Here is a 14452-nt window from a genome sequence, read left to right on the forward strand (position 1 = left end):
ATACAGGGAGAGGTAAATGTGGACTGTGATTTTTAGCCAGCGTTTCGATGACTGGCTAAAGGAGCAAGAAGAAGATCTTCAGGAAAAGGTATTAGCAGATTTGGGAATATTGAAGGTGTACGGGCCGGATTTGCCCCGCCCCTATGCTGATACAATCAAAGGCTCACAATATAAGAATATGAAAGAGCCGCGTGTACAGTTTTCAGGCAAACCCATTCGGGCATTTTATGCTTTTGACCCCATTCGCCAGGCTATCGTGCTGTGCGCTGGCGACAAGAGCAATGACAAACGCTTTTACGACAGAATGATACGCATAGCTGATGATGAATTCACAACGCACCTCGCTAAACAGAAAAAGGAGAGCAAACAATGAGAACCTTAGATGAAGTAATCGCGGGTCGCTCCCCTGAGAGCCAGGCCCGAATTAAAGAAATGACTGATGAAAGGGTTTTAGAGGTCGGGCTTCAAATGATTCGTGAGGAACTTCAGTTATCACAAAAGGCGTTGGCCGATGCAATGGGCGTTCGTCAGCCTGCTATCGCTCAGATTGAACAGCGTGGGAACGATCTCAAAATCGCCACACTTAAACGCTATGTCGAGGCAATGGGAGGGAAATTAAGTTTAGATGTTGAGCTTCCAACCGGAAAACGCGTTGCCTTTCACATTTGACCCTTAAGTAACTCATGCAAAACCCGCTGAAATGACGGCGGGTTTTGCATTTTGCTCAAGCCATAAATATCAGGCGAACCAGCCAAACCACTGGTGGAATTTCATCAGGACAAAGTCCCACATCCGGCCAAAGAACCCGGCCTCTTCCACCGCTTCCATCACAATAAGCGGACGCTTCTCAATGGTCTGTCCGTTAAGCTGAAAATCAATGGTACCGACAACCTGTCCCTGTTTAAGCGGCGCGGTAAGCTGCGGTTCAGTTAAGGTATAAGAGGCTTTCAGGTTTTTCAGTTGCCCTTTTGGAATGGTGACAGAGCCGGCCTCGCCTGCCCCCAGTTTTGCCTCGCTTTGCGCGCCAAACCAGACGCGTTGATTCACAAAAGTGGCGTCAGGTTTGATTGGCGTAACCGTTTCGAAGAAGCGGAAACCCCAGGTCAGCAGCTTTTCCGACTCGTTAAAACGAATGCGGTCGGTTTTCGCCCCCAGTACCACGGAAATCAGGCGCATGTCACCCATCGTTGCCGACGCCACCAGGTTGTAACCCGCGCCATCCGTCGTGCCGGTTTTCATCCCGTCGACATTCATGCTGGTACTCCACAGCAGACGGTTGCGGTTCGGCTGACGAATTTTGTTGAAGGTAAACTCTTTTTCTTTGTGGATCGCATACTCGTCCGGAACGTCGTGAATCAACGCCTTACCGAGCAGCGCCATATCACGTGCGGTACTGAACTGCCCCGGCGCGTCCAGTCCGTGGACGGTCTTAAACGTGGTGTTGGTCAGGCCCAGTTTTTGCGAGTAGCTGTTCATCAGGCTGACGAAAGAATCCTGGCTACCCGCCACGAAATCGGCAATCGCGATACTGGCGTCGTTACCGGACTGAATAATGACCCCTTTATTGAGGTCAGCCACCGAAACCTGATCGCCTGGCTTGAGGAACATCAGTGAAGAGCCACGTAACGCAGGATTTCCGGTGGCCCAGGCATCTTTACCCACCGTCACGGTGTCGGTCAGGTGAATCTTTCCTGCCTTTAACGCTTGCCCGACAACGTAACTGGTCATTAATTTGGTGAGGCTGGCAGGGTCCAGTTTCTCATCGGCATTCCCTTCTGCCAGCACCTTACCGCTGGCGTAATCCATGAGGATCCAGGCGCGGGCATCGACAGGCGGAGCCTCCGGCGCTTGTTCCACTGCATACGAAGAAGGTGAAAAGAGAACGATCAATGCGGCTCCCGCCGCCAGGCCGCGTGAAAATAAAGAAAAATGCGTCATATAGGCCACCCAGGTATCCATTCTGAAATCAACGTCGCACCACCGTGCAGCAACAAGCCGTGAGTAATAGCGCATAACCAGCGTGAATAAAAGCACTGGAAAGTAAAGTTTATGCAATAACATATTGTTGTGCTCTGGCGCGTGGATAATTTTGTAAATCGTTGCCAGAACGTTAACTTTATCTCAACATGGAAGGCCTCAGACAGGATGGTAAACGCAAGGGGGTAACATGATTACGCTATGGGGAAGAAATAACTCATCTAACGTCAAAAAAGTGCGCTGGATACTCGAAGAGCTGGAACTGCCGTACGAACACATTCTCGCAGGCGGTGCGTTTGGTCTGAACCGGGAAGCAGAATTTCTGGCAATGAATCCTAACGGTCTGGTGCCATTGCTGCGCGATGACGAAACGGATGTCCTCCTGTGGGAATCCAATACCATTGTTCGCTACCTGGCCGCACAGTACGGCCAACGTCGCCTGTGGAACGATGAACCTGCCGTACGCGCGCAGGGGGAAAAATGGATGGACTGGGCACTGTCCACGCTGGCGCCGAAGCACGGTATTTTGCTGGTAGGCCTGGTGCGTACGCCCGTCGAAAAACGCGACAATGCGGCCATCGAAGCGGGCATCAACGCCTGTGAAGCGCTCTTTGCCATGCTTGACGACGCGCTGGCTCAACAGCCGTGGCTCTCCGGCGCGGAATTCGGCCCGGGTGACATTGCCGTCGCGCCCTTCATCTATAACCTCTATAACATCGGTCTGAGCTGGACGCCACGCCCACACCTTGAGCGCTGGTACCAGACGCTGACGCAGCGCCCGGCGTTTCGTGACGTGGTCATGATTCCGGTAACCTGATAAGCCTGCCCGGTGCCACTTACCGCGCCGGGCTGACTTTCAGCAGTTCCCCGTCTGACGCATCGGTCAGCACATACAGATAGCCATCCGGCCCGACGCGCACATCGCGAATGCGCGCCTTGCGCTCTTTAAGGATGCGTCCGTCTTCACGCACCGTATTGCCGTTTACGCTCATCACGATGACATCTTCATCTTTCAACGCACCGATAAAGAGTTTATTTTTCCATTCGGGAAACACATCCGCGTTATAGAATGCCATGCCGCTGATAGCCGGAGATTTTTTCCAGTAGAAAATGGGCTGCTCGGTCCCCTCCACCTTGCCGCCTTTCGCCTCGGGGATAGGCAATCCGCTGTAATTTATTCCCCAGGTCGCCAGCGGCCAGCCGTAATTTTTCCCTTTCCCGGCAATATTGATTTCATCGCCGCCGCGCGGACCATGTTCATGCATCCACAGGGCATGACTCCACGGGTTGAGCGCCATCCCCTGCGGGTTACGAAGCCCGTATGCCCAGATTTCCGGTCGCGCGCCAGCCTTGCCGACGAAGGGATTATCCGGCGGGACTTTACCCTCGTCGGTCAGGCGAACCAGCTTGCCCTGCAATTTGTCGAGATCTTGCGCGGTGGGGCGCTGGTTATTTTCCCCAAGCGCAATCCACAGGTAGCCTTTACCGTCAAATACCATGCGTCCGCCAAAGTGATTGCCGGTCGACAATTTTGGCTGCTGGCGAAATACCACCTGAAAAGCATCAAGATGTTTTGCATCCTCGCTAAGGCGGCCATATCCCACAACCGTGCCCGCTTTGCCGTCCTGCCCGGCTTCGGCATAGCTCAACCAGACCCGACGCGACTGGGGAAAATCCGGCGCCAGCACCACATCCAACAGCCCGCCTTGCGCGTTAGCCCATACCTTCGGAATGCCGGTTATCGGGTCAGAAAGGCCTTTCCCGGGTAGCCATTGCCGTAGCTGTCCGCCGCGCATCGTTATCAACATGCCCTGATCGCCGGGCAAAAAAGCCAGAGACCAGGGGTGATCGAGTTTGGTTTGTAATACCTCAACCTTAACGGGTGCGGGTGCCGCCATGACAGAGGCAGAAAGGAATATCGCAGGAATAATAAACGCAGCGGAACGATGCATGACGCACTCCTTTATTCATGGTTTGCATAAAGGGTAGCCAGCACGGCCGGGCCAAAGGGGATTTTTACAAAAGCTTAAAAAGAAAGGGGGGAGTGGCCTCCCCCTCGTTTAGATTTCGGCGAGCGGTACATGTTCGCAAAGATATTTGATACTGAAATTCAGCACATTAAAGGCTCTTTCCAGTTTCTCGACATTCACCGCTATATAGGTTGGGCAATCCTGACGCCCGCTTAACAGGCAAACCGCCACGGAGGAGATAGCCTCCTCCGCACGATACAATGCCCCTCGGGTATCGGCATCCTGCAATGTGTTCAATTGCACACCGTTATCACGTATTTCCCTGGCAAGATCGAAGAAGTGCTCGCGTAATTGATCGTTTTCGCTGACAGACATATACCCTTTCGCTTTTCGCATCTGGATATAGATCGCAAGATCAGCTCTGGCATCAACCAGTTTGTCCAACAGACATTGTGTAAGTTCGTCAACGGTCATACGTTCCCCCCCTTGTCAGCCATCAGGCACAACTTATAGTATGGCTGTTTTTTGAGCGAAAGCATGCGCGGCGTCAATTATTAACCGCTGACGAAACTTCTTTACACTTTAGAGCTGCTTAACATTCTCCCGGCTGGCAAGCCATGCGCGCCAGCCGCCATATTCCGTGATGTCCGTTGCGCCCTCTAATCCATTATTTTCACAAATGAATCCGGTCAACCACTGTCCCTGTTCAAGTTCCACCTTGCCTAACCCCAGCGGCGCCGGGATACCGGCCAGAAACGATCCCAGCTCGCTGGACGGCAGCGCCCACACCTCAACGGCAATAGCCCTGCCGCCTTCGGCGACGCGAACCATGCCAGGACGTTTGCCATCCGCCAGCGCATACAGACGATAGGCAGGTGCGCTCAGCGCGGCCTCCACAAGATATCCCCCGCGCTGACGCAACTGATAATTGAGCGCAAGACCGTCCAGATGTGCACCGCAGACCACCACGTTTACCCGGTCATTTGCGGCGGCATGCGTAGGGGAATCAGCCTCGATGGTACTGCCACCGGGCAAGCTCAGCGGTTTTTGGCGCTGCAAGGCATCTGCCACGCTCAGCAGATATTGATCGGTAAAGGCGCGGCCGAATAAGGTCACGCCGGAAGGTAAGCCACTGGACATAAACCCAACCGGAACCGCCACGGCAGCGTAATCGAGCAGGTTCATGAAATTGGTGTAGTAGCCGAGATCAGAATTGCGCTTCACCGGCTCATCGTGCAGCTCAGCCAATGTGACCGGGCGCGGATAGGTCGGTGTCAATACGCAATCCAGGCCGTCGAGCAAGGCATCGCATTGCCGTTTATAACCCTGCAACCGATAGAGTCCGTCAAACGCGCTGACGGCATCGGTGGTCGGCGCTTTTTGCAAAACATCACGGATAACGGGCAGTACCGCATCCGGCTGCTGCGCTATCAGTTGACCTGCCACATGGTAGCGCTCTGCCACCCACGGCCCCTCATAAAGCAGTTTTGCCGCGGCCAGGAAGGGGGTGAAATCAAGCTCGACGGGTATTCCCCCCAGCGCTTCCAGCTGTGCTTTGGCCTGATAAAACAGTGCTTCGCTCTCGGCACACCCCAGAAACTCCAGCTTATCCGGCACGCCAAAACGGAAACCGGCCTGCGGCACGCCAAACGCCTGCTTGCTGTTCCACAGCGGATTGTGGCGGCTGTAGTCGTCATCCGGATCCTGGATCGCCGTCAGCGCCAGCAAGGTGCTGGCCTCAGCGGCCGTGGCGGTAAAGAAGGTGACACAATCCAGCGTCCGACACGCTGGCACGACGCCCGCCGTTGAAATCAGTCCTTTGGTGGCTTTCAGCCCCACCAGATTGTTCAGGGACGCGGGGACGCGCCCGCTGCCAGCGGTGTCGGTGCCTAACGAAAAGCTGGCAACGCCCAGCGCCACCGCCAGCGACGACCCGGCGCTGGAACCGCCCGAAGGATAATCAGGATGTACGCTGTTGCGACAGGCGCCATAGGGCGAGCGGGTACCATTCAGACCGGTGGCGAACTGATCGAGGTTGGTTTTACCCAGCGGAATAGCCCCGAGAGCAATCAACTGCCGCACAAGGGTAGCATCCTGTTCCGCCATATACGCAAATGCCGGACACGCCGCCGTGGTGGGGACGCCTGCAAGATCGATGTTGTCTTTGATGGCAAACGGAATGCCGTACAGCGGCAACTCATCCGGCTGATGCTGTTCCAGTGCCGCCAGATACGGCTCCAGCTCGGCATCATTGAGGATATGAATGAACAGATGAAATTCCGGGTTGAGCGCCATCGCCCGCTCACGCAGTTGCGTGATGAGCGCACGCGGCGTTATCTCGCCGCTGCGATAGCGTTTTGCCAGCGTGTCGAGGCGTAAATCAAAGGTCTGTGTCATTGTGCTTTCTCCATCACCACTACGCATTGCCCGGCGCGCACGGAGGTTCCCGGCTGCACCCGAACCTGACTGACCACGCCGTCATGCGGCGCGGTTAACGGTATTTCCATCTTCATCGACTCCAGCACCACCAGCACCTGGCCCTCTTTCACTATGCTGCCTGGCGTCACATTGACCTGCCAGAGATTACCGGAAACCGGGCTGTCAACGCCCCGTTCCCCGGCTTTGAGCGGGACATCATCCCCTTCCCCGATAATCACATCGCTGCTGTCGAAATGGGCCTGGCCGCTGGCAATCCAGCGATCGCGCTCGGCGGCAAATGCCTGCTGTTGATGGGTGCGGTTTGCTGCAATGCTTTGCGCTTCATCGGCAAGGAACTGTTGATATTCCGCCAGGCGCAGCGTGGTCTGTTCGATGCGCAGCGGATAGCGTCCGAGCGGGAAGTCCCGGCGGATGGTAAGCAATTCATCGGCAGATACCGGATAAAAGCGGATCTGATCGAAAAAGCGCAGCAGCCACGGCTTGCCGCCAAAATCGGCCACATCGCGATAGCGGTTCCACATTTGCAGGGTGCGGCCCACAAACTGGTATCCCCCCGGTCCTTCCATGCCATACACACAGAGGTATGCGCCGCCAATGCCGACGGAGTTTTCCGCCGTCCAGGTACGCGCCGGGTTATATTTGGTGGTCACCAGACGGTGGCGCGGGTCGAGCGGTGTCGCCACCGGCGCGCCAAGGTAAACATCGCCCAGCCCCATCACCAGATAGCGGGCATCAAAGACGGTTTTATAAACCTCATCAATATTTTCCAGATCGTTAATCCGGCGGATAAATTCGAGGTTGCTCGGGCACCAGGGCGCGTCGCGGCGCACGGTGGTCATATATTTCTCAATCGCTTTCTGACAGGCCGGATCATCCCAGGAGAGCGGAAGCCAGACCACGCGCGACGGCACATCCAGATCTTCGCGCTCGCACACATCGGCCCACAGCTCGCCAATGATCGCAAGCAAACGGCTCAGCGTCAGGGTTTCCGGCTGATAATGCACCTGCAATGAACGGATCCCCGGCGTCAGGTCGATAACCCCGTCCAGCGCGCGGGTTTCCAGCGCCTGCATCAGGGCGTGACCGCGAAAACGCAATACCAGGTCGAGCTCCGGCTCGCCAATTTCCAGTAATAAATGGGTGTCACCAGAAAGACGCGCCACCAGCCGTTTGTCCCCTTCTCCGGTCTCCAGCACCACCGGTGAGGCCAGCGAGGCAGGATGCCAGTTAAAGGTCACAGGTCGCAGCGTTTCCACCTCCTGGCGACGGGTCTGCGCCAGCAGCCGGGCTGTTGCCACATCCACCGGGACGAAACGCACTTTGTCGCCCGCTTTCAGTTGCCCAAGCTGGTGCAGGTCGGCTTCGATAACCGTCACCGGGCAGACAAAGCCCCCGAGACTTGGGCCGTCCGGACCGAGGATAACTGGCATATCCCCGGTGAAATCCACCGCGCCGATGGCATACGGGTTGTCATGGATATTGGACGGGTGTAGCCCCGCTTCCCCACCACTCTCACGCGCCCACTCCGGCTTCGGCCCCACCAGGCGGATCCCGGTTCGGCTCGAATTAAAGTGCACTTCCCAGTCGGTGGCAAAAAAGGTGTTGATGTAGTCGCGGGTGAAATATTCCGGTGCCCCATGCGGGCCATAGATCACGCGCAGTTCACGCACGGCGGGCAGTGTGGTGTGCAACGCCTGCGTGAGTACCGCGCCGCTTGCGCGGTCCACCAGAGGATTGAGATGCAGCACATCGCCGGTACGCAGCGCACGCCCGGCGTGACCGCCAAACTGCCCGAGCGTGAAGGTGCTTTTGCTACCAAGATAATCCGGCACATTAATGCCGCCACGCAGGCAAAGATAGCTCCGCACGCCGGCACCGCTTACTTCGCCCAGGCGCAGCGTGCTGCCTGCCGGGATGGTGAAGACCCTGTTCATGGCAACGTCGTCATCTTCAAGGGTGATGCTCATCGCCGCGCCGGTCACCACCGCCACGGCATCGGTATTAAATTTCAGCGTCGGGCCCGTGAGGGTGATTTCCAGCGCGGCATCGGTGGCGGCATTCCCCAGCAACGCATTACCCAGACGCAGTGCGCGATCGTCCATCGGGCCGGACGGTGGCACCCCCACCGCCCAGTAGCCCTGGCGCCCAGGATAATCCTGTATCGTGGTTTGGGTTCCGGCGCTCAAAACCTCAAGGGTCGTGGCCTCGTAGCGCAACCCTTCCAGACAACGCGTCCAGGGCTCGCCATTGGCAAACGGAGAGAAGGCTAAAATCTGGCGCAGATACTGACGGTTGGTCTCCACGCCGTAAAGACGGGTCGCCGCCAGCGCGGCATCCAGGCACGCAATCGCCTGTGCACGCGTAGGCTGCCAGGTGATGATTTTTGCCAGCATCGGATCAAAGAACGGCGGCACTTCGCAGCCTGCTTCCACCCAACTGTCAATGCGCAACGTGCGGCGATCGTCGAGCGGAAACGCCACGTCGGTCAGTAGCCCCGGCGAGGGCTGGAACTGGCGACCCGGATCTTCGGCATAGACGCGTGCCTGTACGGCATGCCCCTGCGGCGTAAGCCCGGCAGCCAGCTCATTCAGCGGCGGGAGATCGCCGGCGGCCAGCTCAATCATCCAGCGCACCAGATCCACGCCCCAGACCTGCTCGGTGACGCCATGCTCCACCTGCAAACGGGTGTTCACCTCCAGGAAGTAAAAGCGTTTTGCCGCGCTGTCATAAACAAATTCGACGGTTCCGGCGCTGCGGTAATTCACCGCTTTTCCCAGTTTGATGGCCGCCGCGCACAGCGCGGCTTCCATGCCATCCGGCAGGTTCGGCGCGGGAGTTTCTTCCAGTACTTTCTGGTTACGGCGTTGTACCGAGCAATCGCGCACGCCAAGGGCAATTACCTCGCCTTCGCCATCGCCAAAAATTTGTACTTCCAGATGGCGCGCGCGCTCGATGTACTTCTCGATAAAGACACCCGCATCGCTAAAGTTGTTTTTGCCCAGCCGCACGACCGCGTCAAAGGCGTCGGCCAGCTCATCGGCGCTGTAGCACACCCGCATCCCGATACCGCCGCCGCCCGCAGTGCTTTTCAGCATCACCGGGAAACCGACAACGCTCGCCGCCTGCCGGGCCTCATCAAGATTAGCCAGCAGTTCGGTGCCTTCCAGCATCGGCACGCCATGCTTTTTGGCCAGCGCACGGGCCGTGTGTTTTAAGCCAAAGACCCGTAGCTGCTCCGGTGTCGGGCCAACAAAGGCAATCCCTGCGGCTTCGCAGGCTTCGGCAAAGGCGGCGTTCTCGGAAAGAAAACCGTAGCCGGGGTGAATCGCCTGCGCGCCGCTCTGACGAGCCGCAGCGATAATTTTTTCGCTGACCAGATAGGTCTGTGCCGCCGGGCCGTCGCCCAGGCTCATGGCTTCATCGGCTTCACGAATATGCAGACTGCTGGCGTCAGCCTCAGACCAGACGGCAACACCGGTGACATTGAGTGCGCGCAAGGTGCGCAGGATACGGCAGGCAATCGCGCCACGGTTAGCGATAAGGAGTTTCGTAAACATAGTCAGGACTCAATCGTGGCGGGTCGTCCCGCCGAAATTCGGCTCGCCTTATGGCCGTCCATAAGGGGCAGGTCGTTTACGGACGCGGTGGTGTCTCGCGCGTCTGACTGAGCGGTAAACGGTTCGCGCGCACCGCAAACAGGCGGTAAATCAGGCGGCGCAGACGCGCAGAACGGCTCAGTTCCATACCAGCACCTCTGCCGGGGTCGGGTTCCAGCCATTGCACGGGTTGTTCAACTGAGGGCAGTTGGAGATGAGCACGATAACGTTGCATTCGGCGCGCAATTCAACGTATTTCCCCGGCGCAGAGATACCGTCTTCGAAGGTCAATCCGCCCTCCGGGGTCACCGGGACGTTCATAAAGAAGTTAATATTGGCGCCAATATCACGTTTGTGCAGACGACCATCGTGCAGGCAGGCGCAGAGGAAGTTATCGCGACAACTGTGCATGTGGCGTTTATCCAGCGCATAGCGCACGGTGTTGCTCTCCTGGGCGCACGCGCCGCCGAGCGTGTCGTGGCGGCCACAGGTATCGGCGACAATCGTCAACAGCGGATTGCCGATATTGGAATACAGCACACTGCCGGTGGTCAGATACGCATTGCCCTGGCGGCGCAATGTACGCTGCGGATCGTAGCGTTCACGGGCGTTGTCGGCGTTATAAAACAGCGTATCCACGGCCTGGTTGCCTTCCAGATCCAGCAAACGCAGGGTCTGGCCCTTTTTCACTTCAAACAGATACGGTTCCCCGGCCGGGATCACATGGCGAAAAACGGCCTCGTCGGGATGTTTCTGGCTGGTGACAGTCATCATGGGCTCCTTACAGGGCAAATAAGCGGGTGTTAGTGAAGGCACGCTCGTTTTCCGGGCGCGTCAGCAAAGCCTCGATGGCAACGTTTTCGTCTGCCGCCTGTCGCCAGGTCAGTTGCACCGGGCGCGGCGCATAGTCTGCGGCGGGGTCCATCGGGTGTTGCAGCGCGGTAAGCACCACCAGCACGTCCATTGGCGCAAACAGATCAACATAGCTGCCGGCCTTCGACGCACCGCTATGGAAGGTAAAAGCCCCCTGCTCATCGACCGTGACTTTGCTAAAGAAATTCACCACCATCAGCAGGTCTTCAAGGTTTAAATCCCACTTGCCCATTTCAACGAGCAGGTTATCTGTGCCGTTGCGATAAAAACCGTTACGCAAATCCTGATAACGCCCCAGGCCATATTTCTCCTTTACTTCGGCAGCGTTCAGCACGCCGCCAAACGGGTCATGCCAGCCGCAGGTGTCGGCGATAATCCCCGCCAGCACGCGTCCCATATCGGAGTAAAAACAGTGGCCTGCCGTCAGGCGCGCGGTGTGCTGGCCTTTTAAGGTATCAGGCAGGTTCAGGCGTTCGCTCTTTTCATGCGGATTAAGCATCATCAGGCTGACATTTGCCCCACCTTTCAGGTCGGTCATGCGCAGGATCTGCCCGCGCTTGAGGATAAAGGAGAGACTGCCGCCGCCTGGCAGCGTCTCTTCACGCAGTAGTGATGTTTCTTTATCGAGTAAAGTCATTAAGTTAACTCCTTAATGCGTAGACGTTATCGGGCTGCGAGTGGGTCATTTCCGCCAGACGCGCTTCATTGAGCGGAATGTCATAGGTAATGCGCGCGCCGTATGCGTTAGGTTCGTGCGGGTCGATCCGCACTTTGTCGAATACCAGCAGCCGGGTGCCGAGGTTAAAGCCCTCGGAGAGATCGTGGGTGACCATAAAGACTGTCATCCGGGTTTCGCCCCACAGTTGCAACAACAGGGCGTGCATATCTTTGCGAATGCCGGGGTCGAGTGCGCCAAAGGGCTCATCCAGCAGCAACACGCGCGGCTGCATAATGAATGCCTGAGCAATAGCGAGACGCTGCTGCATACCGCCGGAGAGCTGGGCCGGGTATTTATCCAGCGCCTGTCCAAGACCCACTTTTTGCAGCATCCACACGGCTCGTTCCCGCGCCTCACGCTTACCCGCGCCAAACAAGCGCCCCAGCAAACGCGCATTGGGCAGCTCAAGGCCGATGGTGACGTTGTCGAGCACGCTTAAATGGGGAAAGACCGAATAACGCTGAAAGACCACCCCACGGCTGCGGTCCGGCTCTGCCTGCAATGGCTTGCCATCAAGCAAAATAGTGCCGCGACTTGGCGCTTCCTGGCCCAGCAACAGACGCAGGAAGGTGGACTTCCCGCAGCCGGATGCGCCCACCATTGAGCAAAACTCCCCTTCTTTAACCTGCAAATTGAGGCGTTCGAGTACCACATGCGCGCCGTACTCCTGCCAGATGTTGTTGATTTCGATAAAACTCATGCCTTCCCTCCTTCCGCCCAGGGAAAACAGGTTTTATGCAACTGGCGCAGACTGAGGTCCATCAGCCATGCCAGCAATGTTATCCACACCACGTAAGGGATGATGACGTCCATCGCCATATAGCGGCGCACGAGAAAAATGCGATAGCCCAGCCCTGCCGTCGAGGAGATGGCTTCTGCCGAGATAAGAAACAGCCATGCCGATCCCAACAGCAGGCGCAGCGAGGTCAGCAGCCGGGACAGAAGCTGCGGCAGTACCACCCGCAGGATAAGCGTCCAGCTTGATGCCCCCAGCGTTTGCGCCTTGATCAGGAGCTCCGAAGGAATTTCACAGGCGCGATGTTCAAGGTCGCGGGCCAGCATCGGGGTAATGCCAATCACAATCAGCATCACTTTTGACAGCTCATCCAGCCCGAAGACGATGAACAACACCGGTAGGATTGCCAGCGGTGGGATCATCGACAGCACGGTCATCAACGGAGAAAGCGAGGCGCGCCACATCGGAAAAACCCCGGCGGTAATGCCCAGGCACAGGCCAATCAACGAGGCAATCGCCAGCCCCGTCAACAGGCGCGCCAGGCTAACCAGCGTATCCATCCAGAAGAGGTAGTCGCCGCTGCGTTTATCCGGGGTGAACGCCATTCGCGAAATGGCGTCCAGCATCTGCTGCATGCCAGGCAGCAGCTTATCCTGCGGGTTGGCCTCCAGCCGTACCGCAGAGCCCAGAAAGTACGCCGCCAGCAAAATGACAAAAGGCAGCAGAACAAGCGTCAAACGCATGCCCCGGGTCGGATGGCGGTTAATGTGTCGCATGGCGTCAATTCCTGTCATTCGCTCAAAGCTTGCCGTCGGCAGCCATCTTCACGAAGCTGTCGTCAAAGCGCAGCTTCACGTTGGCGGCATCGCCGGCAGACAGGTTGCCAGGAAAGGCCATGCCGATAAAATCCGCACTCTGCGCGCCGTCGCCGAGCAACCCTTTCTCAAACGAGAACGTCGCCACGCGCTGCATGGTTTTCGGTAAATCAGGCGAGCGGATAAACGCCAGGTTATCTGCCGGGGTATAGAAGAGATGAGTGGTTTTGAGTTGTGCCTGGTAGCCCGCCAGATCGGTGCCGGACGCCGCCGCCATGGCGCTCAGCGCCTCTTTATTCTGCGCCTTCATCTGCGCCATCATTTCGTACCATGCGCCAGTGAGGGCTTTCCCCAGCGCCGGGTTATCTTTCAGGGTCTGGGTGTTGACCACCATCATGTCGATAAGCTCGCCAGGTACCTGTGAGGAGCTAAAGACTTCGGTGGTTTTCGGCGTGCCTTTAATAACCGACAATTGCGGGTTCCAGGCGACAGCTGCCTGCACTTTCGGGGTGGCGAAGGCAGAGACGATATCGGCATCGGAAGTGTTCACCACGGTGACATCTTTTTCTGCCAGACCCGCTTTTTCCAGGCCGCGCACCAGCAGGTAGTGGGAAACGGACAATTCAGGCAGGTAGATCTGCTGGCCTTTCAGATCCTTGAGGGTTTTGCCCTCACCTTTCATCACCACGCCGTCGTTGCCTTCAGAGTAGCTGCCGAGAATCAGCGCGGTGCTATCCACGCCTCCGGCGGCGGGAATGGTCAGCGCATCCATGTTAGTCATGGTGCAACCATCAAACTGGCCCGCGGTATACTGGTTAATGGACTCGATATAGTCGTTGAGCTGTACGATATTGATTTTAATACCGTATTTGTCTGCCCATTTATCAATGATTTTGCTGTTGCTGATGGTGCCCCACGGCATCCAGCCTGCGTAGATTGTCCAGCAGACATTGAACTCTTTTTTCACAGCGGCAAAAGTTGGGAGAGTGGTCAGCATGACCAGCGACAGCACGAGAGAGCGGAGTAATGGAGATTTCTTCATTATTGACCTCTGATTGGTACAAAAAAAGGGGGCAGCGCGACACCCACTGGTGCTGCTGTCTCCCGGGTTTTTGTCCCGCCGTGTAACCTCTCAGAGGTCGCCAGCTCTTGGACCAGACATTCGCCTTGGCGAACCGGAACCCTAGCCAGCTATTTTCAAATTGTGTGTTGCACTGCGATAGCGTTATTGCAAGCACTATGCCAGATTGCGATTAATTACATTTCAGTAACTTAGCGATAATTCGAGGCAAACACTCCCATTTTGGTGAACCAGAATGAGGCAGCGC

13 protein-coding genes and 1 riboswitch are annotated in these 14452 nt (G+C 56.9%); of the genes, 3 read left to right on the plus strand and 10 right to left on the minus strand.

Annotated elements, in window-relative coordinates; genetic code table 11:
* Positions 1-16 precede the first annotated feature (16 nt).
* A complete protein-coding gene (locus L2097_RS11185; RefSeq protein ID WP_250352842.1) occupies positions 17-373 on the plus strand; it encodes a type II toxin-antitoxin system RelE/ParE family toxin in 357 nt (118 codons plus the stop codon).
* Positions 370-669, plus strand: a complete 300-nt coding sequence (locus tag L2097_RS11190) for a helix-turn-helix domain-containing protein (RefSeq protein ID WP_047371118.1) — start codon at positions 370-372, stop codon at positions 667-669. Before L2097_RS11185 ends, L2097_RS11190 begins: the two co-directional genes overlap by 4 nt.
* Before the next feature lie 69 nt (positions 670-738).
* Here L2097_RS11190 and dacC read toward each other — a convergent pair whose 3' ends face one another.
* Positions 739-1938 (minus strand): serine-type D-Ala-D-Ala carboxypeptidase, encoded by a 1200-nt coding sequence (dacC, locus tag L2097_RS11195; RefSeq protein WP_047373336.1) that lies wholly within the window; start codon positions 1936-1938, stop codon positions 739-741.
* Positions 1939-2167: 229 nt separating this feature from the next.
* On the opposite strand from dacC, the gene L2097_RS11200 reads away from it, so the two are divergent.
* Positions 2168-2794 (plus strand): glutathione S-transferase family protein, encoded by a 627-nt coding sequence (locus L2097_RS11200; RefSeq protein ID WP_085006571.1) that lies wholly within the window; start codon positions 2168-2170, stop codon positions 2792-2794.
* Positions 2795-2813: 19 nt separating this feature from the next.
* Here the strand turns inward: L2097_RS11200 and L2097_RS11205 are convergent, their stop codons facing one another.
* From L2097_RS11205 to L2097_RS11245, 9 genes are all read right to left on the minus strand, one after another.
* Positions 2814-3929 (minus strand): PQQ-dependent sugar dehydrogenase, encoded by a 1116-nt coding sequence (locus tag L2097_RS11205; RefSeq protein WP_250352843.1) that lies wholly within the window; start codon positions 3927-3929, stop codon positions 2814-2816.
* 108 nt (positions 3930-4037) lie between these two features.
* A complete protein-coding gene (locus L2097_RS11210; RefSeq protein ID WP_250352844.1) occupies positions 4038-4421 on the minus strand; it encodes a biofilm formation regulator BssR in 384 nt (127 codons plus the stop codon).
* A gap of 108 nt (positions 4422-4529) precedes the next feature.
* Positions 4530-6344 (minus strand): allophanate hydrolase, encoded by a 1815-nt coding sequence (atzF, locus tag L2097_RS11215; protein WP_250352845.1) that lies wholly within the window; start codon positions 6342-6344, stop codon positions 4530-4532.
* Positions 6341-9943, minus strand: a complete 3603-nt coding sequence (gene uca / locus L2097_RS11220) for an urea carboxylase (RefSeq protein WP_250352846.1) — start codon at positions 9941-9943, stop codon at positions 6341-6343. Before uca ends, atzF begins: the two co-directional genes overlap by 4 nt.
* A 177-nt stretch (positions 9944-10120) precedes the next feature.
* The gene (locus L2097_RS11225; RefSeq protein ID WP_120785398.1) at positions 10121-10753 is read right to left on the minus strand and encodes an urea amidolyase associated protein UAAP2; all 633 of its coding nucleotides are present in this window, start codon (positions 10751-10753) and stop codon (positions 10121-10123) included.
* Between the two features lie 10 nt (positions 10754-10763).
* Positions 10764-11492: an urea amidolyase associated protein UAAP1 gene (locus L2097_RS11230; RefSeq protein ID WP_085006564.1), complete on the minus strand. Its 729-nt coding sequence runs from the start codon at positions 11490-11492 to the stop codon at positions 10764-10766.
* Between the two features lie 4 nt (positions 11493-11496).
* Positions 11497-12273 carry an ABC transporter ATP-binding protein gene (locus L2097_RS11235; RefSeq protein ID WP_250352847.1) on the minus strand — a complete coding sequence of 259 codons (777 nt, stop codon included), beginning with the start codon at positions 12271-12273 and terminating at the stop codon, positions 11497-11499.
* On the minus strand, positions 12270-13085 hold the full coding sequence (locus tag L2097_RS11240; RefSeq protein ID WP_250352848.1) for an ABC transporter permease: 816 nt from the start codon (positions 13083-13085) through the stop codon (positions 12270-12272). Before L2097_RS11240 ends, L2097_RS11235 begins: the two co-directional genes overlap by 4 nt.
* A gap of 22 nt (positions 13086-13107) precedes the next feature.
* Positions 13108-14166: a putative urea ABC transporter substrate-binding protein gene (locus L2097_RS11245; RefSeq protein ID WP_250352849.1), complete on the minus strand. Its 1059-nt coding sequence runs from the start codon at positions 14164-14166 to the stop codon at positions 13108-13110.
* A 57-nt stretch (positions 14167-14223) separates the two neighbouring features.
* Positions 14224-14322: riboswitch (guanidine-I (ykkC/yxkD leader) on the minus strand.
* Positions 14323-14452: the final 130 nt, after the last annotated feature.

Origin of the sequence: Citrobacter sp. MNAZ 1397 (genome assembly GCF_023613995.1) — a bacterium.
In the GTDB taxonomy this organism is placed as follows: domain Bacteria; phylum Pseudomonadota; class Gammaproteobacteria; order Enterobacterales; family Enterobacteriaceae; genus Phytobacter; species Phytobacter ursingii.